Annotated in this window: 25 protein-coding genes; 11 read left to right on the forward strand and 14 right to left on the reverse strand. The window is 72.2% G+C overall.

The annotated features are described in order from the left end of the window. Positions 1–44 precede the first annotated feature (44 nt). The 4 genes from C4U44_RS04670 to C4U44_RS04685 all read right to left on the reverse strand — a co-directional run bounded on the left by C4U44_RS04670 (position 45) and on the right by C4U44_RS04685 (position 6,749). The gene (locus tag C4U44_RS04670) at positions 45–1,022 is read right to left on the reverse strand and encodes an ABC transporter permease (protein WP_103884324.1); all 978 of its coding nucleotides are present in this window, start codon (positions 1,020–1,022) and stop codon (positions 45–47) included. A gap of 136 nt (positions 1,023–1,158) precedes the next feature. Beyond that, positions 1,159–2,808 carry an ABC transporter substrate-binding protein gene (locus C4U44_RS04675; protein ID WP_235031808.1) on the reverse strand — a complete coding sequence of 550 codons (1,650 nt, stop codon included), beginning with the start codon at positions 2,806–2,808 and terminating at the stop codon, positions 1,159–1,161. Between the two features lie 211 nt (positions 2,809–3,019). After that, entirely contained in the window at positions 3,020–4,054 is a 1,035-nt protein-coding gene (locus C4U44_RS04680) for an ABC transporter permease (protein ID WP_103884326.1), read from the reverse strand. 475 nt (positions 4,055–4,529) lie between these two features. Continuing rightward, on the reverse strand, positions 4,530–6,749 hold the full coding sequence (locus C4U44_RS04685) for a S9 family peptidase (RefSeq protein ID WP_103884327.1): 2,220 nt from the start codon (positions 6,747–6,749) through the stop codon (positions 4,530–4,532). Between the two features lie 260 nt (positions 6,750–7,009). Here C4U44_RS04685 and C4U44_RS04690 point away from each other — a divergent pair, with 260 nt between their 5' ends. The 4 genes from C4U44_RS04690 (at position 7,010) to C4U44_RS04710 (ending at position 11,065) form a co-directional block, all read left to right on the forward strand. Continuing rightward, positions 7,010–7,204, forward strand: coding sequence for a hypothetical protein (locus C4U44_RS04690; RefSeq protein WP_103884328.1), 195 nt, complete (start codon positions 7,010–7,012; stop codon positions 7,202–7,204). A gap of 41 nt (positions 7,205–7,245) precedes the next feature. Then, on the forward strand, positions 7,246–8,145 hold the full coding sequence (gene mshB / locus C4U44_RS04695; RefSeq protein WP_103884329.1) for an N-acetyl-1-D-myo-inositol-2-amino-2-deoxy-alpha-D-glucopyranoside deacetylase: 900 nt from the start codon (positions 7,246–7,248) through the stop codon (positions 8,143–8,145). A gap of 38 nt (positions 8,146–8,183) precedes the next feature. Then, the gene (locus tag C4U44_RS04700) at positions 8,184–8,579 is read left to right on the forward strand and encodes a DUF6113 family protein (protein ID WP_103884330.1); all 396 of its coding nucleotides are present in this window, start codon (positions 8,184–8,186) and stop codon (positions 8,577–8,579) included. Between the two features lie 152 nt (positions 8,580–8,731). Next, positions 8,732–11,065 (forward strand): hypothetical protein, encoded by a 2,334-nt coding sequence (locus C4U44_RS04710; RefSeq protein WP_160144975.1) that lies wholly within the window; start codon positions 8,732–8,734, stop codon positions 11,063–11,065. 63 nt (positions 11,066–11,128) lie between these two features. Here C4U44_RS04710 and C4U44_RS04715 read toward each other — a convergent pair whose 3' ends face one another. From C4U44_RS04715 to C4U44_RS04730, 4 genes are all read right to left on the reverse strand, one after another. Beyond that, positions 11,129–12,091, reverse strand: a complete 963-nt coding sequence (locus tag C4U44_RS04715; RefSeq protein WP_103884333.1) for a hypothetical protein — start codon at positions 12,089–12,091, stop codon at positions 11,129–11,131. Positions 12,092–12,101: 10 nt separating this feature from the next. After that, positions 12,102–13,217 (reverse strand): sensor histidine kinase, encoded by a 1,116-nt coding sequence (locus C4U44_RS04720; protein ID WP_235031865.1) that lies wholly within the window; start codon positions 13,215–13,217, stop codon positions 12,102–12,104. A gap of 163 nt (positions 13,218–13,380) precedes the next feature. Further along, a complete protein-coding gene (locus tag C4U44_RS04725) occupies positions 13,381–14,121 on the reverse strand; it encodes an ABC transporter permease (protein ID WP_103884335.1) in 741 nt (246 codons plus the stop codon). Further along, the gene (locus C4U44_RS04730; protein ID WP_103884336.1) at positions 14,118–15,095 is read right to left on the reverse strand and encodes an ABC transporter ATP-binding protein; all 978 of its coding nucleotides are present in this window, start codon (positions 15,093–15,095) and stop codon (positions 14,118–14,120) included. Before C4U44_RS04730 ends, C4U44_RS04725 begins: the two co-directional genes overlap by 4 nt. A 140-nt stretch (positions 15,096–15,235) precedes the next feature. Between C4U44_RS04730 and C4U44_RS04735 the strand changes: the two genes are divergently transcribed. After that, positions 15,236–15,565 carry a polyketide cyclase gene (locus C4U44_RS04735; RefSeq protein ID WP_103884337.1) on the forward strand — a complete coding sequence of 110 codons (330 nt, stop codon included), beginning with the start codon at positions 15,236–15,238 and terminating at the stop codon, positions 15,563–15,565. A 53-nt stretch (positions 15,566–15,618) separates the two neighbouring features. Further along, a complete protein-coding gene (locus tag C4U44_RS04740) occupies positions 15,619–16,233 on the forward strand; it encodes a response regulator transcription factor (protein WP_103884338.1) in 615 nt (204 codons plus the stop codon). A 123-nt stretch (positions 16,234–16,356) separates the two neighbouring features. Here the strand turns inward: C4U44_RS04740 and C4U44_RS04745 are convergent, their stop codons facing one another. Continuing rightward, positions 16,357–17,232, reverse strand: coding sequence for a transglutaminase family protein (locus tag C4U44_RS04745; protein WP_103884339.1), 876 nt, complete (start codon positions 17,230–17,232; stop codon positions 16,357–16,359). Continuing rightward, positions 17,229–18,224, reverse strand: coding sequence for a GNAT family N-acetyltransferase (locus C4U44_RS04750; RefSeq protein WP_103884340.1), 996 nt, complete (start codon positions 18,222–18,224; stop codon positions 17,229–17,231). Before C4U44_RS04750 ends, C4U44_RS04745 begins: the two co-directional genes overlap by 4 nt. 108 nt (positions 18,225–18,332) lie before the next feature. Here C4U44_RS04750 and fdxA point away from each other — a divergent pair, with 108 nt between their 5' ends. The 3 genes from fdxA (at position 18,333) to C4U44_RS04765 (ending at position 20,561) form a co-directional block, all read left to right on the forward strand. After that, positions 18,333–18,653, forward strand: coding sequence for a ferredoxin (fdxA, locus tag C4U44_RS04755; RefSeq protein WP_033319951.1), 321 nt, complete (start codon positions 18,333–18,335; stop codon positions 18,651–18,653). Positions 18,654–18,764: 111 nt separating this feature from the next. Continuing rightward, a complete protein-coding gene (dapC, locus tag C4U44_RS04760; protein ID WP_322973554.1) occupies positions 18,765–19,871 on the forward strand; it encodes a succinyldiaminopimelate transaminase in 1,107 nt (368 codons plus the stop codon). Between the two features lie 399 nt (positions 19,872–20,270). After that, on the forward strand, positions 20,271–20,561 hold the full coding sequence (locus C4U44_RS04765; protein WP_103884342.1) for a hypothetical protein: 291 nt from the start codon (positions 20,271–20,273) through the stop codon (positions 20,559–20,561). Positions 20,562–20,575: 14 nt separating this feature from the next. On the opposite strand, the gene C4U44_RS04770 is transcribed toward C4U44_RS04765, so the two are convergent. The 3 genes from C4U44_RS04770 to C4U44_RS04780 all read right to left on the reverse strand — a co-directional run bounded on the left by C4U44_RS04770 (position 20,576) and on the right by C4U44_RS04780 (position 22,936). Further along, positions 20,576–21,310, reverse strand: a complete 735-nt coding sequence (locus C4U44_RS04770; protein ID WP_200823141.1) for a transposase — start codon at positions 21,308–21,310, stop codon at positions 20,576–20,578. Between the two features lie 37 nt (positions 21,311–21,347). Continuing rightward, positions 21,348–21,827 carry an ATP-binding protein gene (locus tag C4U44_RS04775; RefSeq protein WP_103884343.1) on the reverse strand — a complete coding sequence of 160 codons (480 nt, stop codon included), beginning with the start codon at positions 21,825–21,827 and terminating at the stop codon, positions 21,348–21,350. Positions 21,828–21,979: 152 nt separating this feature from the next. Beyond that, positions 21,980–22,936, reverse strand: coding sequence for a heavy metal transporter (locus C4U44_RS04780; protein WP_103884344.1), 957 nt, complete (start codon positions 22,934–22,936; stop codon positions 21,980–21,982). A 68-nt stretch (positions 22,937–23,004) separates the two neighbouring features. Here C4U44_RS04780 and dapE point away from each other — a divergent pair, with 68 nt between their 5' ends. Both dapE and C4U44_RS04790 read left to right on the forward strand, forming a co-directional pair. Continuing rightward, entirely contained in the window at positions 23,005–24,072 is a 1,068-nt protein-coding gene (gene dapE / locus C4U44_RS04785) for a succinyl-diaminopimelate desuccinylase (protein WP_103884345.1), read from the forward strand. 95 nt (positions 24,073–24,167) lie between these two features. After that, complete coding sequence (locus C4U44_RS04790; protein WP_103884346.1) at positions 24,168–24,998, forward strand: LOG family protein; 831 nt, start codon at positions 24,168–24,170, stop codon at positions 24,996–24,998. 228 nt (positions 24,999–25,226) lie between these two features. Here C4U44_RS04790 and folP read toward each other — a convergent pair whose 3' ends face one another. After that, positions 25,227–26,039 carry a dihydropteroate synthase gene (gene folP, locus C4U44_RS04795; RefSeq protein WP_103884747.1) on the reverse strand — a complete coding sequence of 271 codons (813 nt, stop codon included), beginning with the start codon at positions 26,037–26,039 and terminating at the stop codon, positions 25,227–25,229. Positions 26,040–26,146 lie beyond the last annotated feature (107 nt).

Below are 26,146 nucleotides of genomic sequence, written 5' to 3' on the forward strand. Positions count from 1 at the left end.
TCTCCTCGGGTCCGGAGCCTGGTGCTGTAGGGGGTGCGCCGGGTTCATGCGAGCCGAATCCGTGGGTCGATGAGGGCGTAGCACGCGTCAACGATGATGTTGAAGATGACGATGGAGGTGGCGCCGATCAGCATCACGCCCATTTCCAGCGGCAGGTCCTGCTGGGTGACGGCCGAGACGGCGAGGTTGCCCAGGCCGTGCAGACCGAAGGTGGCCTCGGTGATGATCGCGCCACCGAAGACCGACCCCAGGTCGATGCCGAAGATGGTGATGATCGGGCCCATCGCGCCGCGCAGCGCGTAGCGCAGGAAGACGTAGCGCGAGCCCATGCCCTTGGCGCGGGCGGTGCGCACGTGCTCCTCGGACAGCTGCTCGACCATCAGGGAGCGGGTCTGGCGGCTGTAGTTCGACCAGAAGATGACCGACATCACCAGGCAGGGCAGGACCAGGCCGGTGAGTGACGATCCCGGGTGGGCACCCCAGCTCGGGTCCTGGCCGCGGTTCAGCCAGCCCAGCTTGTAGGAGAGCAGGTAGATCGCCAGCGGGCCGATGAAGTAGATCTGCACCGACTGGCCCAGCAGGGACACCGAGCTGGCGGCGCGGTCGAAGACCGAGCCCTGCTTCCAGGCGGAGACCAGGCCGAGGCCGACACCGACGACGAGGAAGATGAAGGAGCCGCCGATGGCCAGCGACAGGGTGGTCGGGTAGCGGTCCTTCAGCAGCGCCCAGACCGGGGTCTGGTTGTTGAAGGAGAGCCCGAAGCAGGGGGCCGGGCAGTTGCCCAGCGGCAGGTGGCGACCGCCGAAGATACCGATCAGGTAGTCCCACCACTGGACGATGATCGGCTTGTCGAGGCCGAGGTTCTTGTGGATCTGGGCGATGTTCGACGGCGTGCAGTTCTTGCCGCAGGACAGCAGCGCGGGGTCGCTCGGCAGAGCGAAGAACAGCAGGTATGTCACCAGGCTGATCAGTACGAGGATGACTGCGGCGCCTAGCACCCGGCGGGTGAGGAAACGGAGCATGGGGTCGGGCTCTTCCGTAGGGGGGCCGCGGATGGCGGCGCCGGTCGAGAGCGGGAGGGGTCGGGTGGAGCTTTCGGCTCGCGCCGGTGGCGCCGGCCCCGCGATGCTGCCGCGGGGCCGACGCCGGTGGTGCCGACTACTTCACGTAGATGGTGTTCGGGTTGATCGTGCCGTAGGCGGAGTTGTAGCTGATGCCGCCGAGGCCGTCGCCGTAGACGTTGTAGTACTTGTCGTACAGGTACGGGATCTCCGGCGCGTCGGTCTTCATGATCGTCTCCGCCAGCGTCTGCCATTCAGCGGCCTGCTGGGTGAGGTCCGTGATCTTGCTGATCCGGTCGATCTCGCTGTTGACCTTCGGGTCGTTCAGGTGCGAGTAGTTCGGGTCGTCGTCCGCGACCAGCCGGCCGTCCTGGGTCGGCGGGATGACGGTGGACGCGTTCGGCCAGTCGCTGCCCCAGCCGGTGCGGTACAGGTCGTACGGGTTGTTCGTCTTGCCGATCAGCGTGTAGTACGCGGTCGGGTCGATGGCCTTGGCGTCCAGCGTGATGCCGGCCTTGGCGAACGAGTTCTTCAGCGTGGTGGCGACGTTCGCCCAGCGCTGGCCCGAGTTGGAGTACGCGAAGGACAGGTGCAGGTTCTTGACGCCCGCCTCCTTCAGCAGCTCCTTGGCCTTCTCCGGGTCACCCAGCGGCTTGGTGAGCTTGCCGTACGGGTCGGACGGCTTGAAGCCGGAGACCGTCGGGCCGATCAGGTTGGTGCCGAGCTCACCCTGCTGCGGGCCACCGAGCGCGGTCTGCACCTGCTGCATCGGGAACGCGTAGATGATGGCCTGGCGGACCTTCACGTTCTTGATCCGCGAGACGTTGATGTTGAACACGTCCACGAACGGCTGGTAGTTGCTCTCCAGCCGCGACTTGTACTGCGAGGCGGCGAGCACCGACATCTGCGTCGGGTCGGCGGACTGCACCAGCGAGACGGCGTCCTTGTCGCTGCCGCTCTGCTGCTCCAGGCGCTGGGTCAGGCCGGGCTGCTCGACACCGAGCTGGATGTCCCACTTGTCCGGGAACGCGCCGCGGATCGGGTCCGTCTTGGCGTCCCAGTACTTGTTGCGGGTCAGCTCCAGAGCCTTGCCGGGCTTGTAGCTGGACACCACGTACGGGCCGTCGGAGAACGGGGCGGTGTCGTACTTCGGGCCGGTGTCCTTGGCCTTCAGGATCGGGCCGGAGCCGGACAGCGCCATCGCGTACGGGGCGTCCGCGTGCGGCGTCTTGAAGTGGAAGACGATGGTCTTGTCGTCCGGGGTCGCCAGCACCGAGTCCGGCAGCGACTTGCCGCCCTGCGGGCCGCCGTAGACCTTGCGGAAGTCCGACTGACCGGTCAGCCACTGCTGCAGGTACTGCGGGCCGGCGGTCTCGAAGCTGGAGAAGAGCCGCTCGATGCCGTACTTCACCTGGTCAGAGGTGATCGCCGTGCCGTCCTGCCACTTCAGGCCGTCCTTGAGGTGGAACGTCCAGGTCTTGCCGCCGTCCGAGGAGGTACCGGTGTCGGTGGCGAGGTCGCCCACGAGGGTCGTCTTGCCCGTCGTCGGGTCGATCTTGTAGTTGGTCAGCTGGCGGCTGAACAGCTGCCCGATGACCTGCTCCTGGTTGACGTACGCCTCGGCCGGGTCCAGGTGGTTGATGCCCGCCGGCTCCAGGTCGATCGCGGTGCCGCCCTTCTTCGCCCCCGCAACGGCCGGCGCCGGACCGACGGAGTCGGCCGCGGTGCCCACCGTGATGGTCTGCACCTTCGCGGTGGAGGCAGCGGTGGTGCTGCCACCACTCGGGTTGGAAGACCCGCCGCCGCCACCGTTACCGCTACTGCATGCGCTCAGGGCCAGAGCCCCCACCGACAGCACAGCTGCGGCGCTATACGCCCTACGCTTCTTCATCTATTCCTGCCTGTCATCGAACTGGCCTTGCCGCTCCCCGGGACCGGCGAGACGACGTGGACACTCATCAGCGGATGGTCTTGGGATCGAGAGCGTCCCGGACCGAGTCCCCGAGCAGGTTGAAGGCGACGACGAAGATGACCATCGCGATGCCGGGGAAGAACATGTACGTGAGGTCGGACTGGTAGTTCGCGGCCGCGTCCTGGAACATCAGGCCCCAGTCCGGCGTCGGCTGCTGCATGCCGACACCGAGGAAGGACAGACCCGCTTCGGCCGTCACGTTCACCGGTACGAGCAGGGTGGACTGCACGAGGATCGTGGTCCACAGGTTCGGCAGGAGCTCCTTGCGGATGATCCGGCTGCTGGACGCTCCGGACAGCTTGGCCGCCTCGATGTACTCCCGCTCCCGAAGCGACAGCACCTGCGCGCGGACCAGGCGGCCCAGTGACATCCACCCCAGGACGAACTGCACCAGCACCAGCGCGGTGAAGCGCAGGTAGGTGGGCTCGTTGTCACCCGGCTTGACGAACAGCGACAGGATGACGGGGGTGAAGGCGATGAAGAACAGCTGCTGCGGGAAGGACATCATCAGGTCGGAGGCCCGGCCGACGAAGTAGTCCGTGCGCCCGCCGATGTAGCCCTGCACCAGGCCGACCGTGACACCCAGCAGCACCGACAGGATCGTCACGCACAGCGCGACGCCCAGCGAGGTGCGGATGCCGTAGATCAGCAGGGCGAAGACGTCGCGGCCCAGGTGCGGCTCGATGCCGAACCAGTGGGTGCCGTCGATGCCTCCGTTGGGCTTGATCGGCAGCCCGTAGGCGTTCAGCAGGCCGTCGTCCTGGCCGTAGAGCGAGTACGCGTTCTGACCGTAGAGCTTGACGATCAGCGGCGCGAAGATGGCGATCAGGACGAAGCCTGCCACGACCACGGCACAGAGCATGCCGACCTTGTCACGCTTGAACCGAATCCAGGCAAGCTGCCGGGGTGATCGGCCCACCAGTTCAGCAGCTCGCTTCTGCCCGGAGTCGGGGTTGCCGCCCTCTGGGTCGAGGGTGAGGCTGCCCGCACTCTCAGCGGCAGCCTTACTAGGACTTGTCATCACACTTCCCCGGGACCGAAAACGTGCGTGCAACGCCGATGCGCAACGCGTGTTGAGCGGGACTTTCGCAATGGAATCAACTTCCAGTCAAGGGGGGAAGGTGGGAAGAAAGCTTGTTGTTTGGCATCTTGAGCGAAGGTTTTGCAGATTGTCGTCCGTACGTGCTTGACAACCACTATTTGAAACGGACATTCTGGAAGTCTTCGTACATAACGCGTTTACATGCAAGCAACTTTTCTGTCGCAACTCCGATATACGGACCGAGCAGTCTGAACAACGTACGGCCGTGCGGGTGCCGTAGGCCGGTCGGGGTACGCGATGCGTCTCCGGCCGGCCGCTCCGCCCGCGCTCGGCGGCACCGGTGGCCGTACGTTTCGACCATTAGTACCCGACCTGCATGAACGCCGAAGCCCCGGGCACGGAAAGTGACCGGGGCTTCGGCGCGAGCGGGTGTCGCGTGCGGCTTTCGGGCGCGCTATCCGCGGGGGCGGCTGCCCAGCGCGCGCTTGAGGAAGTCCACCTGGAGCAGCAGCAGGTTCTCGGCGACCTGCTCCTGGGGCGCCGTCATGTGGGTGACCCCGGACAGCGGCAGGACTTCGTGCGGACGGCCCGCCGCCAGGAGGGCGGTGGACAGCCGCAGCGAGTGGGCGACCAGCACGTTGTCGTCGGCGAGGCCGTGGATGACCATCATCGGCCGGGCCGGCTCGGCGGCCTGCACCAGGCCGTGCTCGCCGACCAGGGAGTTCGCCTCGTAGACCGCCGGCCGCTCGCGGGGGTCGCCGAGGTAGCGCTCCATGTAGTGCGTGTCGTACAGCCGCAGGTCGGTGACCGGGGCGCCGACCACCGCGGCGTGGAAGACGTCCGGGCGGCGCAGCGCGGCGAGGCCGGCGAGGTAGCCGCCGTAGGACCAGCCGCGGATCGCGACCCGGCCCAGGTCCAGCGGGTACGTCTCGGCGACCGCGTGCAGCGCCGCGACCTGGTCGGCCAGCGAGACCCCGGCGAAGTCGCCGGCGATGGACTTCTCCCACTGCGGCGAGCGGCCCGGGGTGCCGCGGCCGTCCGCCACGATCACCGCGAAGCCCTGGTCGGCGAACCACTGCGAGACCAGGTGCGGGTTGTGCGCCGCGTACACCCGCTGGCCGTGCGGCCCGCCGTACGGATCGAGCAGCACCGGCAGTGGGCCGTCGCCCTCGCGCCAGTCGGAGGGCAGCAGCACCGCGGTCGGGATGCGCAGCGGCCCGGCCGCCACCAGCCGGGGCCGGGCGGTCAGCGACGGGGTCTCGGTATACGAAGCGATCCGCGCGACCTCGGTCTCGCCGCGCAGCACCCGGGTCCGCGCCCCGGGCCGGTCCAGCGCGGAGGACGTCAGTACCGTCAGGCCGCCGCCGCGCACGGCGGTGTGCACGCCCGGCTCGGTGGAGATCCGGACCGGGGCGGTGCCCGCGCCGCGGTGGTCCACCCGGTAGACGTGCACCTCGCCGATCTCCTGGTCGCCGGCCGCCTCGCCGGCGGACGCGGCCACCAGGAAGTCCTCGGCGCTCACGTCCAGCACCGCCCGCAGGTGCAGCTCCGGGCCGGTCAGCGTCCTTTCGCCCACCTTCAGGGCGCGTGCACCCGATTCGTCACCGATGGTGGCCGGCTCGCCGGCAGGGGTGCGCACCGGCACACCGGGGAAGAGATCCAGCCAAGTTGGATCTTCCTCGACGGCCACGATCCCGGTCGCGCCCGTCCTGGGGTCCACCGCGAGGTATGCCTGGCTGCGCTGGTTCCGGCTCTGCACCAGCAGCAGCGCGGGGCCGCTCGCCGACCAGTGCACGGCGGCCAGGTACGGGTAGCGGTCGCGGTCCCACACCACGTCGGTGCGCGAACCGTCCAGGCCGAACAGGGCGAGGGTCACCTCGGCGTTGTCCGTGCCCGCCTGCGGGTAGGGCACCTCGACCGGGGCGCGGTCCGGATACGCGGGCTGCGAGATCCACCAGCGCTGCACCGGTGTCTCGTCCACCCGCGCGACGAGCAGCGCGCTGCTGTCCGGCGCCCACCAGAAGCCGCGGGCGCGGCCCATCTCCTCGGCCGCGACGAACTCCGCCAGTCCCCACGTCACCGACGCGCCGTCCGGCTCGGCCAGCGCGCGATCGCCCGCGCCGCCGGCCCCGCCCGTGTCCGTGCCCACGCCGGCCGCACCGCCGAGGCCGGCCACGCGCAGGGCGCCACCCGCCGCGTACGCCACCCACCGGCCGTCCGGGGACGGCCGCGGGTCCACCACGGGCCCCGGCGCCGCCAGTTCGCGCACCGCGGGGGAGGAGCCCGGCTCGCGCGACCCCGCGCCGGCGCCCAACTCCGCCACGAACAGCCGCCCCGACAGCGCGAAGGCGGCCACCTCCACCGCGTCGTCCACCGCGAAGGCGACCACGCCCGCCGAGCCCTCCCGGCTGCGCTCGCGCCGGGCCCGCTCCGCCGCGGGCAACTCCTCGTCGGCGCCGCCGAGTACCTCCGCGGGATCCGCCACCAGCCGCTCCACCGGGTCCCCGTCCGCCAGCAGGTCCAGCACCCACAGCAGGTGCTCCCGCTCGGTGCCCGACCGGGCCCGCACGAACGCCACCCGGTCCCCGCCCGGTGCGACGGCGAACGCCCGCGGCGCCCCGAGGGTGAACCGCTGGGTGCGCGCGTGCTGGCGCGGGAATGAGAGGTACGTCATACCCGTGACCCTAGAGGGTGGCTCCGACAATCGCCCCCGTATTTGTGCCCGGAGGCCCCCGCGTGGCGCTGACCTGCTGGTCCCGGTCCGGCCCAGGTGCCGCCCCGGGCACCGCCGTTGGCTGGATCTCGTCATGCGCCCCCGCGTGCTTCCGTGCTCCGACATATGCGGTCGCACGGAAAGTTATGATCCGTAGCCGTGGGTGGGTAATAAGCATGTGGCAACTGACATGGACCCTGCGTAAGAGGAGGTGAGCCGCTGTGGCACTCTCGATTTCGGCGGTGCTGCTGCTGCTGATCGTCGTTGTCCTGCTGATCCGCCGTTCAGGGCTCAAGGCAGGGCACGCGGTGGCCTGTACGTTGCTCGGCTTCTATCTCGCCAGTTCCTCGTGGGCGCCCCAGATCACCGACCTCACCACCAACGTGGCCCAGACCATCTCCAACATCAAGATCTAGCCGCTGCCGGGGTCCGGTGGCCGGAGCCGTAGGCTTCGACCATGACCGAAGTTCCCGGCAGCCCTCCTGCGCGGCGCCTGCTGCTCGTCCACGCCCACCCGGACGACGAGACGATCAACAACGGCGCCACCATGGCCAAGTACGCGGCCGAGGGAGCGCACGTCACCCTGGTCACCTGCACGCTCGGTGAGGAGGGCGAGGTCATCCCGCCGGAGCTCGCCCACCTCGCCGCCGACCGCGACGACACCCTCGGCGAGCACCGGATCGGCGAACTCGCCGCGGCCATGGCCGCGCTGGGGGTCACCGACCACCGCTTCCTCGGCGGCGCCGGCCGGTACCGCGACTCCGGGATGATGGGAGTCGCCCAGAACGACCACCCGGCCTGCCTGTGGCGGGCCGATCCGGACGAGGCGGCCGGCCACCTCGCCGACGTGATCCTGGAGGTCCGCCCCCAGGTCCTGGTCACCTACGACGACAACGGCGGCTACGGCCACCCCGACCACATCCAGGCGCACCGCGTCGCGATGCGCGGCTACGAGATCGCCGCCCGGCGCGGCCATCGGATCGACCGGGTCTACGAGATCTGCACGCCCCGCTCGGTGGTGCAGGCCGGGTTCGACAAACTCGCCGCCGAGGGCCGGGACTTCCCGTTCGAGGGCATCGCGACCCCCGACGACGTGCCCGGTGTGGTCGACGACGAACTGGTGACCGTCGCGGTCGACGGCGCCGCCCATGCCGACCGCAAGACCGCCGCGATGCGCGCGCACGCCAGCCAGATCGCCGTCGACGGCCCCTTCTTCGCGCTCTCCAACGACCTGGGCCAGCCCTTCTTCGCCGTCGAGTACTACCGGCAGGTGCACGGTGCGCCGAGCGGCCGCGCGGACGACCTGTTCGGCCCGGAGCAGGAGCCGGCCGTGCCGTCGGGCGGTGAGCAGCGGTGAACCGCCCTGCCGCGGACCGGAGTCCGAGCCCGTCCCGCATGCCGATCGTCCGGCCGCTGTTCAGCAACCCCCGGGGCACGCAGGGCGCCAGGATCGCCGGGTACCTCGCGTTCGCCGTGCTCGCGGTGGCCGTCGCGGTGGCCGGCTCCCTCGTCCAGGCCGCCTGGGAGCCCGGCGGGCTGCTGCTGGCGCTCGCCGGGTGCGTGGGCCTCTTCTACGGGGGTGGCAAGCTCACCGGCACCCGGCTGGGCACGGTGGTGCCCGGCGCGGTCTGGCTGGTGGGCGTGATCTTCCTCAGCGGCTCCCGTCCGGAGGGCGACTTCCTGCTCGCCGCCGGGATCGGGCCGTACATCTACCTGCTCGGCGGGGCGCTGTCGGCGGTGATCTGCGCCACGCTGCCCCAACTACCTCCATCCGGCACGAATAGGACCTGACTTGGCGGGCAGGGGCCGGCACGTGGTTGGGTGTGCCCCAGCGTTCCGCCGGACCGCAGCCGCCTCCGCGCACAGGTCGGTATGGTGGGTGCGCCGGCGAGCCGCCCGCCAAGTGATGTGTCGGGCGGCGTGGCTAACCGGGAGAGCCTCCTTTGAGTCGTGAAACTGACAGTTCGTCCTCCGGTCCCCAGGGGCGCGGCGGTGCCGCGTACCCGTCAGGGACCCCGCCTTACGGCCCCCGCCCCTTCCCGTCGCTGCACCCGCAGGAGCGGCCGCGCACGGCCGGCCCGGAGCAGGACGGGGCCGAAGCGGCCGAGCCCGGCCAGGACGCGACCGACGAGCCCAGGACCGAGACGACTCTGACCACCCGGATCCGGATCAACATCCCCGGTTCCCGGCCGATCCCGCCGGTCGTCATGCGCACCACCGTCGAGGAGGGCGCGGCCGCGGCCGGCCCGCAGGGCTCCGGCGCCCCGGACACCGCCGGGCCGGCGGGCGCCGCGGCGGCGCCCGCCGAGGAGCCGGCCGCCGACGGCGGGCAGGGCGGCGACGCGCAGCAGGAGCGGGCGGAGAAGAAGGAGAAGACCAGCGACTGGTTCGCGCCGCGCAAGTCTGTGGGCCCGGCGGGCCCGGGGACGGGCGCGGGAGCGGGTTCCGGCGCGGGACCCGGCGGCGCCGGTCCGGCTCCGGCGGGCTTCACCCAGGGAACCGGGGGAGGGGCGACCGGGGACGGGTTCTCCGAGGGCTTCTCCGGCGACGGTTTCCAGGGCGATCTCCAGGGCGGCGGTGCGCCCGGCGGCTCCGGCACGTCCACCGGCGGGTTCACGGTGCCTCCGGTACCCCCCACGCGCGAGGGGAGCGCGCCGGGTGCGCCCGGCTCCCAGCCCGTTGACGGCTACTTCGGCACCGGCACCCCCGCGGGGGGCACCCCGGCGGCGCCCAGGACGGGTGACCTGTTCGCGGGGCCGTACGACGAGCAGTTCGCCGACCCCGACACCGGCACGCAGCAGATCCCGCAGGCGTTCCTGCCGCCGCCGGTCGGCGCGCCGTTCGACGGCGGTCCGGCTGCGCGCGGCCCGCACGACACGCCCTCGGGCGGGTACGCGTCGCCCTTCGAGACCCCGCCGGGCGCCGAACCGGGCGCCGGCGCCAGCCCGTTCGGCACCGAGGGCTTCCCGCCCGGGGTGCCGCGCGGCATCCCCACCGACCCCTTCGGCCGGCCCGCGCCGCCCTCCGGGGCGACCACCGGCCCGGCCACCGGCGAGATGCGCGTACCGCCGCTCGGCGGCGACACCGGCGAGCACGCCTTCCGCCCGCCGTCCCCGGCCGGCTCCCAGCCCCCCGGGGGCCGGGGCGCCGGCGACACCCTGGTCGGCGGTATCGCGCCGGTCCCGGCCGGCGAGGTCCGGCCGCGTCCGGCCGGTCCGGGTTCGATGCCGCCCGCCGGGCCGCCGCCCTTCACGGGCTCCGGCCCGCAGCCCGAGACGGCCACCCCGGCGGCACCGGCCGCGTCCGCTCCGAAGTCGGCCAAGCCGGTGAAGAAGGGCCGCTCCAAGCTGGTGCTGCTGGGCACCGCGGTCGGCGGCGCGGTGGTCATCGCGTACGGCGCCGGGCTGCTGATGAACCACTCCGACGTGCCCAAGGGCACCACGGTGCTCGGCGTCGACATCGGCAACACCAGCCAGGAGAGCGCCGTCAAGACGCTCGACCACGCGATCGGCAACCGCGGCACCGCTCCGCTGACGGTCACTGTCGACGGCAAGCAGCACACGCTCAAGCCGTCGATCGCGGGCCTGTCCATCGACACCGACGCGACCGTGCGCAAGGTGGCGCACTCCGACTACAACCCGGTCTCGGTGATCGGCTCGCTCTTCGGCCGGACGCGCGCCGAGGACCCGGTGATCGTGATCGACCAGGACAAGCTCAAGGCGGCGCTGAAGAGCGTGGCGGGCAACTCGAGCACCGCCTCGGAGGGCATGGTGCGCTTCTCCGACGGCAAGGCCGTCGCGGTGCCCGGCAAGCCCGGGCAGTCCGTCGACGTGGACGCCGCCGCCACCCAGGTCTCCGCGGCCTACCGGCTGCGCGCCCAGACCGGCCGCAACACCCCGATCGACCTCAAGGGCACCACGGTCCAGCCGAAGGTGACCCAGGCCGAGCTGACCAAGGCCGTCAACGGCTTCGGGAAGACCGCGATGCAGGGCCCCGTCTTCGTCTCCGCCGGAGGCGGCCGCTCGGTGGAGTTCGACAGCACGCTGTCGCAGTTCCTGACCATGCAGGCCACCCCGGACGGCAAGCTCAGCCCGCACATCGACCTGAAGGTCCTCCAGTCGCTGTACGGCGGGGCCTTCGACGGGGTGCTGCTGGAGCGCGGCAACGGGTCGAAGACCGCGGTCACGCCGCAGGATGTCGCCACCGCGCTGATGCAGGGCCTGAACGCCACGAGCCCGGCCAAGCGGACCGTGCCACTGCAGGACGTGGCCAACTAGCCGCACCGGCACGACGGCCGCGCGGAGCACGCCCTCGGCGGGCGTCGCTCCGCGCGGGCGGCGTCAGCCGCGCTGCCACCAGTGACGTCTGCGGTGCGGGGCCAGCGCGTGGATGGCCGGGCGCAGATCGGCGAAGGCGACGACGGTCGCCGGGGCGTCGGGCCCGCCCTCGCCGGGCAGGGCCACGCCCAGGCAGAGCAGCTTCAACTGCTCGTCGGGCAGCGGCAGCGCGGCGAAGACCGGAGCGCCGTCGAAGCCGGTGGGCAGCGGGTCGGACCAGGTCAGCGGGGCGTCGGGCGCCGGGCGGCACACCTCGCCCGCCAGCAGTCGCTGGGTCCGGTCGGGGTGCGCGGACCTGCCGCTGTCGTCCGCCTCGTGGCCGAGGATGTACGCGGGCATCGGCTCGGCGCCGATCGCCGCGATGTCGTCGGCCTGCGCGGCCAGCCCGTCGGTGATCTCCTGGGTGTCCCAGCGCCAGCCCTTGCGTTCGGCGTGCAGGTGCAGCTCGACGGTGGGCATCACCGCCACCCCCAGGCCCTCGAGCACCTTCCAGCGTTTCGCGAAACCGCCCATCACCAGCTCGTCGACCGGCTGTTCCGGGTCGGTGAGGTCGCCGCGCAGCGTCCACTGCCCGATCTCGAAGAGGGTGCGCGACGTGGCCGTGACCAGGTACTGCCGGATGACCTCGTGGTCGCCGCCGGTCTCGATCAGGTCGTTGTACCAGAAGGCGGTGCCGAAGCTCAGGTCCGCGCGGGCGGCCTGGAACGGGAGCGTCGCGCGGGCGGCGACCTGCCGTACGGACTCCGGGACGAGGCTCTCGGCGACCACCGGTGCCGAGTGGTCGAACCCGGGCTCGCCGAGATCGAATCCGGCGTCGCCGTGCTCCGCTTCGGGTTCCGCGGTTCCGCGGTCGCCGTCCTCACCGCTGACGGTGCCGGCGGCGTCCTGCGTTCCCTCGGTCTCGGGATCTTCGCGGAGCGCGGGGATCTGCGCGGGGATGTCGGGGATCTCGGGGGTCTCTGGCACAGCCCGGACCCTACTCCTCGCCGTTCGCCCGCCGTTTCGCGCCCACCGGGGTCGGGTCCAGCGGCACCACCGCGGTGAGCGTGAAACCGCCGTCACCTGCCCTGGACGTGCTCAGGCCGCCGCCTTCGAGGACCAGCCGCTCGCCCAGTCCGGTCAGGCCGTTGCCCGGTGGACGCGCGTCGTCGGGCCCGCGCCCGTCGTCGGAGACGGTCAGTGTCGCCGTGCCGCCGCCGGTCTCCAGCGCCACCACGCAGACCGTCGCGCCGCTGTGCCGTACGACGTTGGTCACCGCCTCGCGCAGCGCCCAGGCCAGCGCGCCCTCCCCGGCGGACGTGAGGCCCGTCACCGGCTCGATGACGTGGACGCGCGCCGAGATGCCCGCCGAGGCCAGGGCGGTACGGATCGAGGCGAGCTCGGCCGCCAGGGTCGGGCGCCGGTAGCCGCTGACCGCCTCGCGCACGTCGACCAGCGCCTGCCGGCTGACCGACTCGATGTCGGCGACCTGCTGGGCCGCGTCGTGCGGCCGGTCGGGCAGCATCCGCCCGGCCAGCTCGCTCTTCAGAGTGATCAGGGACAGCGAGTGCCCGAGCAGGTCGTGCAGGTCGCGGGCGAGCCGCAGCCGCTCCTCGGTCGCCGCCAGCTGCGCCACGGTGTCGCGGGCCGCGCGCAGCTCCCGCATGGTGCCCACGAGTTGCTGCACGCCGATCATCGAGAAACCGCCGAGCAGGGCGGGCAGCAGCAGCTCCGGGTAGACCTGCCCGTGCCGGTCCACCGCGGCGGCGTTGGCGAGGAGCAGCCCGGCGGCCGCCGGCACCGCCCAGCGCGAGTGCCGGCCGGGCAGCGCCGCCCCGCACGCCACCCCCACGTACACGAACAGCACCAGCCAGTCCCGGCCGAGCGAGACGGACAGCACCGTGGCCAGCACGGCGAGGGCGACCAGCACCCACCAGACCCAGCGGCGCGGCGGCTGGTCGGTGTTGGTGCGGAAGAAGGCGAGCGTCAGGTAGGCGCCGACGAAGCCGGCCAGGCCGAGTGCGGCCGGGATCACGACGGCGACCGGGTGGCCCCCGCCGGCCAGGTCGCCGACCGGCGAGCCGAGGTACAGCAGCCAGACGCTGATCCACATGATCTTGATCAGGGCCTGTCGGCGGTTCTCCGGCGGGCGGCCGATCGGGCTGCTGTCGGACGCCTCCACCTCCTGCCGCCACGCAGGCCACGGCTCGCGCTCGCCGCCGGGGCCGGCGGCGGCACCGCCCCCGCCGCGCCGCCACCAGTCGCCGGTCATACGGTCATGCCTTCCGGGTGTCCTTGCGATAGAGCCAGGCCGCCGCCCCCGCGAACAGGAGCAGGTACACGACGAGGACGGTGATGTCCTTGGCGTGCGGCGCGTTCCCGACCTCGATCGCCTGGCCCAGCGCGACGTACGGCCGCGACGGGAGGTAGCCGGCGAGGTCCTGCAGCCACTGCGGGAAGCTGTAGATCGGCACCCACAGCCCGCCGAGGATCGCCAGGCCGAAGTAGAACAGCATGGAGACCGGCCGGGCGACATCGGCGGTGGCCAGGTAGCCGATCGCCACCCCGAGCGCGGCGAAGACCAGGCTGCCCGCCCACGTACTGAAGGCGATCGCCACCCACTGCCAGGCGTCCATCCGGATGTTCTTCAGCGCCGCGCCGATGATCAGCACGACCAGGATCGACGGCAGGCTCACCGTGGCCGCCGACGCGACCTTCGCGGTGACGTAGCCGCGGCCGGGCAGCGCGGTCAGCCGCAGCTGCCGCACCCAGCCCTTCTCCCGCTCGCGCGCGATCCGTTCGGCGTTGCCCATCAGCACCGCCGTCATCGCGCCGAACGCGGCCATCGAGACCATCAGGTAGGCGATCGCCGACAGCCCGCTGTTCCCGACCGTGTCGCTCTTCTTGTAGCTCAGGCTGATCGCCAGGAAGAGGAACGCGGGGTAGAGCACCGAGAAGAACATGAACTTGCGGTTCCGCAGGGTGCGGGTGATCTCCAGCCGGATCAGCGTCGTCATCGCTGCCCCGCCTCCTCGGCGCTCGTCGCGGCATCGGTGATGGCGAGGAACGCCTGCTCGAGCCCGAGCCCGGCGACCTCGAGGTTGCGCGGGTACAGGCCGAGCCCGTACACCGCGTGCATCGTCGCGTCCGCGTCGTCGGAGCGGAGGCGGACGGTGGGGCCGGTCACGTCCAGGCCCACCACGTTCGGCAGGCCGCCGAGCGCCTGCTCGTCGATCCCGCCCTCCAGGTCGAAGGTGATCCGGCGGGCGCCCGCCCGCGCCTTGATCTCCGCCGCCGTGCCGTCCGCGATCAGCCTGCCGCGGTGCAGGACCAGCACCCGGTCCGCGATCGCGTCCGCCTCCTCCAGGTAGTGGGTGGCGAACAGCACGGTGCGGCCCTCCTCGACCTGCGCCCGCATCGTCGCCCAGAACGCCTGGCGCGCGGTCACGTCCATGCCCGTGGTCGGCTCGTCCAGCACGATCAGGTCGTTCGCGCCGGCCGTGGCCATCGCGAACCGGACCCGCTGCTCCTGGCCGCCGGACAGCTTGTTCACCTTCCGGTCCCGGATGTCGGTGAGGTCTGCGGCGGCCAGCACCTGGTCCACCGGGTACGCCTTCGGGTGCAGGTCGCAGGCGAGCGCCACCAGCTCGCGGACCGTGACCTCCTCCATCAGCCCGCCGCTCTGCAGCATCGCGCCGACCCGGCCCTTGGCGATCGCCTGGGTCGGGCTGGTGCCGAACACCCGCACCTCCCCGGCGTCGGCGTTCTTCAGCCCGAGCAGCAGGTCGAGCGCGGTCGACTTGCCCGCCCCGTTGGGCCCCAGCAGGGCCACCGTCTCCCCGGGAAACAGCTCCAGGCTCACCTCGGACACCGCCCGTACGGTCCCGAAGCTCTTGCTCACGCCCCCGAAGCTCACCACCGGTTGCCGCGGCCCGTGGCCCGGCCCCCCGTCCTGTTCCTGCGTGCTCGTGCTCACTGATGCTGCGGTCATGCCCCCTACTCTCGCCTGTGCGGGCCGCGCGGCGGCAGTGCGGTCGGTCGTGACATCCGCATGACAGATGTCATACGGAATGCGTGACCCGTCCGGCCCACGGCGACGTGACCGGGCCCGTACGGCCTCGTTGAGCGGGCATGACCGCTCCCGAGCCTCTGCCGATTCCCGTCGCCGCCGCCCTGGAGGCGGCGGGCGCGGGCAACACCGAGGACTTCCTCGCCGCCTTCGCCGCCGACGGGGCGGTGGACGACTGGGGCCGCGTCTTCCGCGGCCACGACGCGATCCGGGAGTGGAGCGACGCCGAGTTCATCGGCAAGCAGGTCACCCTGCGCGTCACGGGCACCCGCACGGAGGACGCCACCACGACCGTCTCCGCCGTGGTCGGCGGCAACGGCTTCAACGGCCCCTCGGACTTCGCGTTCACCGTCGCCGGCAACCGCATCACCCTCATGCGCATCACCGGGTGACGCCGGTCCGCCTCGGGCAGGACCCGCACCGGGACAGCCGCTAACCTGCCGGGATGACGGGGATGATCCGGGTGCTGCTGGCCGACGACCAGTCGATGGTCAGGGAGGCGCTGGCGACGCTGCTCGGGCTGGAGGAGGACATCGAGGTCGTCGCGCAGGTGGCGCGGGGCGACGAGGTGGTGGCCGCCGTGCTGGAGCACCGGCCGGACGTGGCGCTGCTGGACATCGAGATGCCCGGGATGACCGGCATCGAGGCGGCCGCACAACTGCGCGGGGCCGCACCCGGCGTGAAGGTCGTGATCGTGACGACCTTCGGCCGGCCGGGATACCTGCGGCGGGCGATGGAGTCGGGGGCCGAGGCGTTCCTGGTGAAGGACGCGCCGGCCGCGCAACTCGCCGACGCGGTACGGCTGGTGCTGAAGGGGCAGCGGGTAATAGACCCCTCTCTGGCCGCCGCGGCACTCGCCGAGGGCGCGGATCCGCTGACCGCCCGCGAGCGGGAGGTGCTCAACGCTGCCGCGGACGGGTCGGTCAACGCGGAGATCGCCTGCCGGCTGCTGCTGTCGGAGGGGACCGTGCGGAACTATCTGTCCACGGCGATTCAGAAGACGGGGGCGCGGAACCGGGCGGAGGCGGTACGCATCGCCCGCGAGAAGGGGTGGCTCTGACCCCCCGGGGTGCCCTGTCCCGTGAGTTGAGGGACCTTGCGGTCCGGCGGTGGTTTGGGGGTCCCCCCGCACCACAGCGGACCGCAAGGTCCCGGGGGCGGCAGAAGGGGGCAGCCCGGGAAGTCAGTTGAGCAGAGCCCGGGCGGCCCGCGCCTTGGACCGGATCGCCGCGGCAGTCTCGGGATCAAAAGAACCGATCACCTCGGCATACTCCTCCATCTCGGCCGCGCCCCCGAGGAAATCCCCCATCTGCACGAGGACCTGCGCCCGCTCGTAGCGCAACTTGGCCGGGTGGCGGGGGAGCAGGAGGGTCAGATCGAGGGTCCAGAGCTGGACGGCGAGGCGCTCCGGCCGGGGCGCGGCCCACGCCCTGATGTTGTTGAGGACACGGCGGACGATGTCGAGGGTGTCGGCGGGCACCGGCGCGCCCGGCAGCCGCCCCGGGCCGCTGCCGGGCTGCGCGCCGCTGCCGGGGCCGGACATGAGGTGCTCGGCGTCCGGACCCGACAGCACCCGGCCCCCGTCGAAGGGGTCCACCAGGACGTACGGCGCCGGGTCGGCGCCGAACTCCCCGCCGTCCGCCTCGACATCGCCGAGCGCCACCACGAAGTGCCCGGGCAGTCCCACGCCGTGCACCTTCGCCCCCGCGCGCCGGGCCACCTCGATCCACACCACCGACAGCAGGATCGGCAGCCCGCGCCGGCGCCGCAGCACCTCCTGGAGCAGGGACGACGACAGCAGCCCGTAGTCCGCGGCGGTGCCGTGGAAGCCGTGCCCGGCGCCGAGCACCCGGCCCAGCGCCTGCGCCCACTCCAGCGCCGTCGTGGGCCCGTACGGGATCAGCCCGGCGAGCCGGTCCAGTTCGATCTGGGCGAGGTCCGCCACCGGGCCGTCCAGGGCCGGGTCCGCCTCCGCGCCGATCAGCAGGCACAGCTCCGCCAGGTCGGGCCGCTCCTCCCGGGCGGCCGCGGCGAACCGTTCACGCACCGAGTCCGTCATGCCGGTGGACGCCGGTAGTGGTAGCCGTGGTGGTCGGTGAAGCCGAGCCGGTCGTAGAGCGCGCGGGCGGCGTCGTTGTCCGCCTCGACCTGGAGGTACGCGGCGGTCGCGCCCTCGTCGTACGCCTGCCGGGCGAGCGCGCCCATCACGGCGGTGGCCAGGCCGCGCCGCCGCCGGTCGGGCCGGACCTCGACCGCGCCGAACAGGGCCCACGGACCCTCGACCACGGCCCGCCCGATGGCGCCGGGTGCGGTGGCGAACCACACCGACGGCCCGCCCGCGACCACCCTGAGCGCCGCTTCCGCGAGGTTCCCGGTGCGGTGGTAGGCGGCGAGCCACTCGGCGTCCGGTGTACGGGACAACTCCACGGTCAGGCCCGGTTCCACGGGCAGCGAGGTCAGCGGCGCCAGCGGCGCGGTGCGGATCAGGGTGTCCGCCTCCCGCACCCAGCCGAGCCGGTCCAGCTCCGCGGCGTACGGCGAGGAGTCCTGCACCTGGAGCCGGGGCACCAGCCCGCGCTCCTCGTACCACCGCGTGACGGCCGCCAGGGCCTGCTCGGTCGGTATCCCCGGGTCGCCCGACGGCAGCACCGAGTTGGCCCGGCGGGTGAAGCCTCCCGCCGCGCGCAGCACCCAGTCGCCGAGCGCCACCGACTCCGTCGCGGGCCAGGCGCGCGACGCCACGGCCTCCATCGCGTCCGCCGTCACCACCGGCACCTCCGGACCGCGCCGGCCGCGCCCGCGCCGCTCCGGAGCGGGCGGCACCACCTTCCCGGCCACCAGCACCTCCTCCTCGATCCGCACGCTCTCGCCGGTCCGCCGCGTGATGCAGACCACTCCGCTGTCCCAGGATGCGAGAACACCGACCGTATCGGTGAACGTAGGATGCCCGTCGGTGACCTCGACCAACTGCCGGACGGAGACGCGTTTTCCCACGTCAGAAGGGGTAATGCGGATTTCGAGCCGTCCTCCGGACGAGAAATCCCCGCGCATGACTGCCCCTCCTGTTCGGAACGTGCCCCGGAACGGAGATACTAGGTGTGGGCATCGACGACGCCGCGCTCCCGCGCGAGATGAGCCCTACCGAGGAGGAACGACAGCGTGACCTACGTCATCGCGCAGCCTTGTGTCGACGTCAAGGACAAGGCGTGCATCGAAGAGTGCCCGGTCGACTGCATCTACGAGGGCTCCCGGTCCTTGTACATCCATCCGGACGAGTGTGTCGACTGCGGCGCGTGTGAGCCGGTCTGCCCGGTGGAGGCGATCTTCTACGAGGACGACACCCCGGAGGAGTGGAAGGACTACTACAAGGCCAACGTCGAGTTCTTCGACGAGCTCGGTTCGCCCGGCGGCGCCTCGAAGCTGGGCCTGATCGAGCGCGACCACCCCTTCATCGCAGAGCTGCCCCCGCAGAACCAGTGACCCGGTGACAACCCGCCAGGGCTGACACCGCCGGGCCCCGTACGGCAGCGCACCCGCGCCGCCGCTACGGGGCCCGGCGTCTGTGCCGCCCGCCCGAACCACCCAGCGAGAGTGAGCACGTTGAGCATCTCCGCCCGTCTCCCGGTCTTCCCCTGGGACCGCCTGGAGCCGTACAAGGCCACGGCGGCCGCGCACCCCGACGGCGTGGTCGACCTGTCCGTGGGCACCCCGGTGGACCCGGTCCCCGACGCGATCCGGCAGGCCCTGACCGCCGCCTCGGACAGCCCCGGCTACCCGCTGACCTACGGCACCGCCGCCCTGCGCGAGGCGGCCGCGGGCTACCTGCGCGACTGGCACGGCGTGAGCGGGGCGCAGGCGGCGCACATCCTGCCGCTGATCGGTTCCAAGGAACTCGTCGGCTGGCTGCCCACGCTGCTGGACCTGCGCGAGGGCGACCACGTCGGCTTCCCGGCGCTCGCCTACCCGACCTACGAGATCGGCGCGCTCATCGCGCGGGCCGAGGCGGTCGGTTACGACGACCCGCTCACCGACCTGGACACGGCCCGCACCAAGCTGCTCTGGCTCAACAGCCCGTCCAACCCGACCGGCCGGGTACTGTCCGCCGCCGAGCTGCGCCGGATCGTGGTCTGGGCCCGCGAGCACGGCATCCTCGTCGTCTCCGACGAGTGCTACATCGAACTCGGCTGGGAGGGCACCGAGCCGGTCTCGGTCCTGCACCCCGAGGTGTGCGGCGACAGCCACGAGGGCCTGGTCGCCGTCCACTCGCTGTCCAAGCGGTCCAACTTCGCCGGCTACCGGGGCGCGTTCCTGGCCGGGGACCCCGAGGTCGTCGCCGAACTCCTCGCGGTCCGCAAGCACGCCGGGATGATCGTGCCGCAGCCGGTGCAGGCGGCGATGGTCGCGGCCCTGGGCGACCGCGACCACGCGGTCGCCCAGAAAGCACGCTACGCCCGGCGCCGCGCCGCGCTGCGCGGCGCGTTCGAGTCCGCCGGGTTCCGGATCCGGCACAGCGAGGCCAGCCTCTACCTGTGGGCGACCCGGGACGAGGACTGCTGGCAGACGGTCGGCGACCTCTCCAAGCTCGGCATCCTCGTCGCGCCCGGCGAGTTCTACGGGCCCACCGGGCAGTCGTTCGTCCGTATCGCGTTCACCGCCACGGACGAGCGGGTCGAGGCCGCGGTGGCACGGCTCGCCTGACCCGGACTCCGACCCGGTCCGGCGGGGCTCGCCGCCTCTGGAGCCTGTCTCTTGGAAGTGTGGTGCGCAGGGTGCTGCCTGCCGGATCGATCACCTGTGTCGGCGTGGGCGGCATGGTGCGAAACTTCGGGCCATGACCTCACCCGAGCTCAGTGACCTGGACTATCTCCGGGAGATCGAGCGTCTTGCCAACCGCGTCAGTGTGGAGGCATCCAACGAGGGCTGGCTCTCGTTCCAGGCAGACCCGGATGAGGCGACACCACTCCAGCGCAGCGTGAACGTGCTTGCTCGGGCTCTGCGCCACTACCACTTCGAGGGTGACGGTTGCCTGGACGAGGACCGGCCTCTTGTCCGCCTCGTCGGAGCCTCGGTGTTGAAGCCCGGGGCCATGCCGGCCGAGTGGAGGAGGCATATGAGGAGGCGTGCGCGCGGATCGGGGTCGACCCCAGGCCGGAGGGGTGGGCTCTGTGGAACACGTGGAGCGACGGGGACCTGAAGGTGACCATGGTGGTGTCCGCGGTCGAGACGACCGAGGGGCTGTTCGAGAACTGGGCGCGAGGGAGGGCACTCGACCCGGTGTCGCCGCTGCCGTCCCAGGTCGCCCTCGTCCGCCAGGGCTGGACAGGACCGATGACGTTCTCGCCCCGCGGTGTCAGGCGAACCGGCCTTGGCGGTCGGCCGCTGTCCTAGGCTCTCGCCCTCGGTCAGCGCCGTGTCCACATGGGAATCGCAGTGAGACGCAGTGCGGCCTGGTAGGCGATGGCGAGCTGGTCGGTTCGCAGGGCCGGACCACGCCACTGCTTGAGCCGATTGATGCACCGTTCAACGGCGTTGCGCTGCTTGTACGCCTCTGCGTCGAAGCCGGGCGGGCGGCCACCGGCGCGGCCTCGCCGCAGTCGGTGACCGTTTTGGTCGGCGGGCTGCGGGATCACGGCGCGGATACCTCGCCGCCGGCGATGCTCACGGATCGCACGGGACGAGTACGCGCGGTCTGCCAGGACGGCGTCCGGCCGGGTTCGCGGTCGTCCTGGCCCGCTTCGCGGAACGCGGATGCCTGCCATGACCGCCTCGAAGGCCGGCGCGTCGCCCGCCTGTCCCGCGGCGGCTCCGGCGGCGTGCTGGTGAGCCCGACAGACGGTGGAGTCCACCGACTCGGTCCAATCGATGGCGTCAGCACCGTCAGCCGCCGCCAAGAGCGCGGCAAGGATCCGTTCCCAGGTTCCGGCCACGGCCCACCTGAGCAGCCGCTTGTGAGCCCTCTGGAATGAGCTCAGCCCGTCCGGCAGATCCCGCCAGGGCGAGCCAGTGCGGTACTTCCACGCGATGGCCTCCAGAGTTCGACGATGGTCGGCCCATCTCCGACCACGGACCGGATCGGCCGGCATCAACGGCTCGATCCGGTCCCACATCGCATCACTGATCACCCACCGGACCGACACACCTGTTCAACCGAGGAGCAGATCAACGAGACACGCTCTAGCGGAGGGGCAGCTGGTCCGTCGCCAGGGGGGTGCCGAGGGGGAGGTTGCCCGTGTTCGGGAGGGCCGCCAGCGGCAGGGACTCGGCGCCCGGCACGGCCCCGCCCGCGGACTCGCCGGTGGCCCCCGCGATCCGGCCGGCCGCGTCGGTCCCCTGCGCGGCGGCGTGCTGCGCGATCGGCACGCCGGTGGTGCCCGCGGTGCCCACCACGTGGTCGGCGGCCGGGAGCGCGGTGTCGAGCGCCTGCGTCCCGGAGTGGTCGGCGAGCGTCGTCGCCTGGTGCGACGCGCCGTTGACCGTGCCCCCGAGGTCGGCGTTGCCGAGGCTGCCGGTGTCGAGGCTGGACAGCCCGCCGAGGCCGTTGAGCTGCGGCTGGGTGGTGGCGGCGTGCGCGGCGCCCGCACCGATCAGGGGAGCGGCGGCGGCGCCGAGCAGTAGGGCGGCCTGGGCGATCCGGCGCGGGAGGGGGAGGGACATGTTGCTCCTTACGGCGGGACGCGCGGTCGAAACCTGGCGTCCGGGTGAATTCGTGACCCGTTGGTCGCCGTGACTACCGCTCAACTCCCGCCAAGGTTGCGGCCGTTCGAGTGAATCGCAGCGAAAGGCGCACTTCCGGGTGAATCCCGGGGCTACTTTGCGACGGTGATCCGTACGAGCCCGTCCGCGTCCGCGGAGCCGCCCTTCGCGTTCGTACCGGTCTGGTCCTGATCGGTCTTCTGCCACCCTTTGTCCGACTTCGCGGCCTGCCAGCGCATGTCGGCGAAGCTCACCTGCTCCACCTTCAGGTCGTGCGCGTGCGCCACCGCCCACTGAGCCAGCTCCCAGCCGCGCCGCTTCCCCGCGCCCGCGACGGTGCCCGCGGCCGGCGCCGACGGCACCGCCACGGTGCGCGGCTCGCTGTCGTTCCGCGGGTGCACCTGGCTGCCGAACTCCCGCTTCAGCCGCGCCGTCACCTGCGCGGTGTCGCCCAGCCGCCCGCCCGCGCTGTACGCGGTGTTCGCGCCGGTGGTGCAGCTCAGCGCGCCGCCGTAGTCACCGGTCAGTGCGGCCGACAGCGCCGTCGCGTCCGCCTCGTGCTTCGCGTACGCCTGCGGGTAGCCGCTGTGCTGCACGTCCTGTGCGGCGACGGTCAGTGGCAGCCGGGTGTAGCCCTGGATCTTCACCAGGCGGTCGAAGAACGAGTTCGACGCGTACACCGGGTCCTTGATCTGCTGCGCGGTGCCCCACCCCTGCGAGGGGCGCTGCTGGAACAGGCCGAGCGAGTCGCGGTCGCCGGAGCTCAGGTTCTCCAGCTGGGACTCCTGCATCGACGTCGCCAGCGCTATCGTCAGGGCCCGCTCGGGCAGGCCCCTCGACATCGCCACCGCCGCGATGGTGGCCGCGTCGGCGGCCTGGTCCTGGTCCAGGTCCAGGCCCGCGCCGTCGGTGGCCACGGTGCAGCCCGCGGCCGCGGGATTGTTCTTGTTCACGAAGTGGTACGCCACGTAGCCCGCCACCGCGAGCAGGACGACAAGACCGGCGACGAAGCGCAACCCGCAGCCGCGGCCGCGCTTCTTCTCGCTCGCTGGGGACGGCGAATCGGGCACGCCCGAACCCTACCGAATCCGATGGCCGTCACCCGCCGCCCCGACCCCCGCGCGCCTATCCTTCGGGGATGGGAATCGAGCTTGACCTGGAACAGGATGTCGCCGCACTGACCGCCCAGTTGGTCGATGTGGAGTCGGAGAGCCGGGCGGAGAAGGAACTGGCCGACCTCGTGGAGGCCGCGCTGCGCGCCCACCCGCACCTGAGGGTGGACCGCGACGGCGACGCCGTGGTGGCCCGCACCGAACTCGGCCGCGCGGAGCGGGTGGTGCTGGCCGGCCATCTCGACACGGTGCCCGTCGCCGACAACCTGCCGTCCCGGCTCGATTCCGAGGGGGTCCTGTGGGGCTGCGGCACCTCCGACATGAAGGCGGGCGTGGCGGTGCAGTTGAAACTGGCCGCCGGGCTGCGCGCGCCCAACCGCGACCTGACCTTCGTGTTCTACGACGCCGAGGAGATCGCCGCCGAGTTCAACGGGCTCAAGCGCCTCGCCGAGCACCACCCGGACTGGCTGGCCGGGGACTTCGCGGTGCTCATGGAGCCCACCGACGGCCGGGTGGACGGCGGTTGCCAGGGCACGCTGCGGGTACGGGTGCAGACCACCGGCCGCCGCGCCCACTCCGCCCGCAGCTGGCTCGGCGAGAACGCCATCCACAAGGCCGCCCCGATCCTGGCCCGGCTGGCGGCGTACGCACCGCGCCGGGTCGAGATCGACGGCCTGGTCTACCCGGAGGGCCTGAACGCGGTCCTGATCGAGGGCGGCCACGCCGGGAACGTGATCCCGGACTCCTGCGCGGTCACCGTCAACTACCGCTTCTCCCCGGACCAGAGCGAGGCGGAGGCGCTGGAGCGGGTGCGCGAGGTCTTCGACGGCTTCGAGGTGGTGCTCACCGACAGCGCCCCGGGCGCGCTGCCCGGCCTGTCCCAGCCGGCCGCCGCCGCGTTCGTGGCGGCGATCGGCACCCCGCCCGCGGCGAAGGAGGCGTGGACGGACGTGGCCCGCTTCTCCGCGCTGGGCGTGCCCGCGGTGAACTACGGCCCCGGCGACCCCACCCTCGCCCACACCCGCGAGGAGAACGTCCGGGTCGCCGCCGTGCGCGAGGCCGAGCGCAAGCTCCGCGCCTGGCTCTCCGCGTAGCCCGGGGCGTCCGGGAGGCGCCGGGCCGAACGCTTCACGTGGTCTTCCCGTCGTCTTCCCGCCGTCGGTGGCTCCTCGGTGCGTACGCTGCGGGTATGACATCAGACGCAACCGACCCCGACGGCGCGGGTGAGAACGCCGACGAGTGGCAGGACGCGGCGGCCGCGGCCAACGCCGCGGCCGAGAGCCGGCCGGAGGGCAGGGGCTGGCCCGAACGGCACACCGGCCCGGTGATCCGCCGGCGCGGCCAGGTGCTCTCCGGCACCACGGACCAGCGGCTGCTGGACAGCCGCGGCGCCACCGACTGGGTGCACAGCGATCCGTGGCGGGTGCTGCGCATCCAGTCCGAGTTCGTGGAGGGCTTCGGCGCGCTCGCGGAACTCGGCCCCGCGGTCAGCGTCTTCGGCTCCGCGCGCACCGCGGTCGACTCCCGCGAGTACGACGCGGGCGTGCGGATCGGCCGCGCGCTGGCGGAGGCCGGCTTCGCCGTCATCACCGGGGGCGGGCCCGGCGCCATGGAAGCGGCCAACAAGGGCGCGCTCGCCGCCGGCGGGGTGTCCGTCGGCCTCGGCATCGAGCTGCCCTTCGAGCAGGGGCTCAACCCCTACGTCGACATCGGCGTCAACTTCCGCTACTTCTTCGTCCGCAAGACGATGTTCGTCAAGTACGCCCGCGGTTTCGTGGTGCTCCCGGGCGGGTTCGGCACCCTCGACGAGCTCTTCGAGGCGCTCACCCTCGTCCAGACCAAGAAGGTCACCCGGTTCCCGATCGTGCTCTTCGGCTCCGAGTACTGGGGCGGCCTCGTCTCCTGGGTCCGCCAGACCCTCGTGGCCGAGGGGAAGGCATCCCCGGCCGACCTCGAACTCTTCCACATCACCGACGACGTCGACGACGCGGTGGAAAGGGTCACCAAGGAGAGCGCGTAGTGGGGTGCCCCTGACCCCCGCGGTGCCGCGTCCTGCCCGGTTCAGGGACCACCTGCCGGTGGCCGGTTGCTCGCGCAGTTCCCCGCGCCCCTGGTTTGTGACCCTCTTTTCGCGGAGGGAGCCGCACTTATCAAGGGGCGCGGGGAACTGCGCGACAAGCCACAGCGGACCGCAAGGTCCCTCAACCGCGGACAGGGGCAGCCCGGGGGGTCAGGGGCACCCTGGGGGCTACGCGAGGCCGCGACGGGCGACGCGGGGGGCCCGGTACCCGGCAATCGCGGAGACCATCTCCAGGACCTGCCGGGTCTCCGGCACCTCGTGGACGCGGTACACCTGCGCCCCCAGCCACGAAGACACCGCGGTCGCCGCGAGCGTCCCGATCAACCTCTCCTTCACCGGCCGGTCCAGCGTCTCGCCGACGAAATCCTTGTTGGACAGGGAGACCAGCACCGGCCACCCGGTCGCCGTCATCTCCGGCAGCCGCCGCGTCGCCTCCAGCGAGTGCCGGGTGTTCTTGCCGAAGTCGTGCCCGGGGTCGATGAGGATGCCGTCCCGCCGTACCCCAAGCGCCTCCGCCCGCTCGGCGAGCCCGACCGTGACGCGCAGGATGTCCGCCATCACGTCGTCGTAGCCGATCCGGTGCGGCCGGGTCCGCGGCCGTGCCCCGCCCGCGTGAGTGCACACCAACCCCACGCCGTACCGCGCGGCCACCTCCGCGACTGCGGGGTCGACCCCGCCCCACGCGTCGTTGAGGAGATCCGCGCCGGCCTCGCACACCGCCTCGGCGACCTCGTGCCGCCAGGTGTCCACGCTGATCACCACATCGGGGTGGCGGCGGCGCACCTCGGCGACGAAGCCGACCGTGCGCCGGATCTCCTCCTGCGCCGACACCTCCTCGCCGGGCCCCGCCTTCACCCCGCCGATGTCCACGATCGCGGCGCCCTCGGCGACCACCTCGGCGACCCGCTGGAGCGCCGGCTCGTCGCTGAAGGTGGCCCCCTGGTCGTAGAACGAGTCCGGCGTCCGGTTCACGATCGCCATGATCACCGGCTCCCGTTCGCCGAATTCCCGGGTGCCCAGCCGAAGTCCCACGGTCACTCCTCATCTCAGACTCATGCGATCGTGGCACGATCGTGCCTGACATGGAG

It is taken from the genome of Actinacidiphila yanglinensis, assembly GCF_900107965.1.
Classification (GTDB): Bacteria; Actinomycetota; Actinomycetes; order Streptomycetales; family Streptomycetaceae; genus Actinacidiphila; species Actinacidiphila yanglinensis.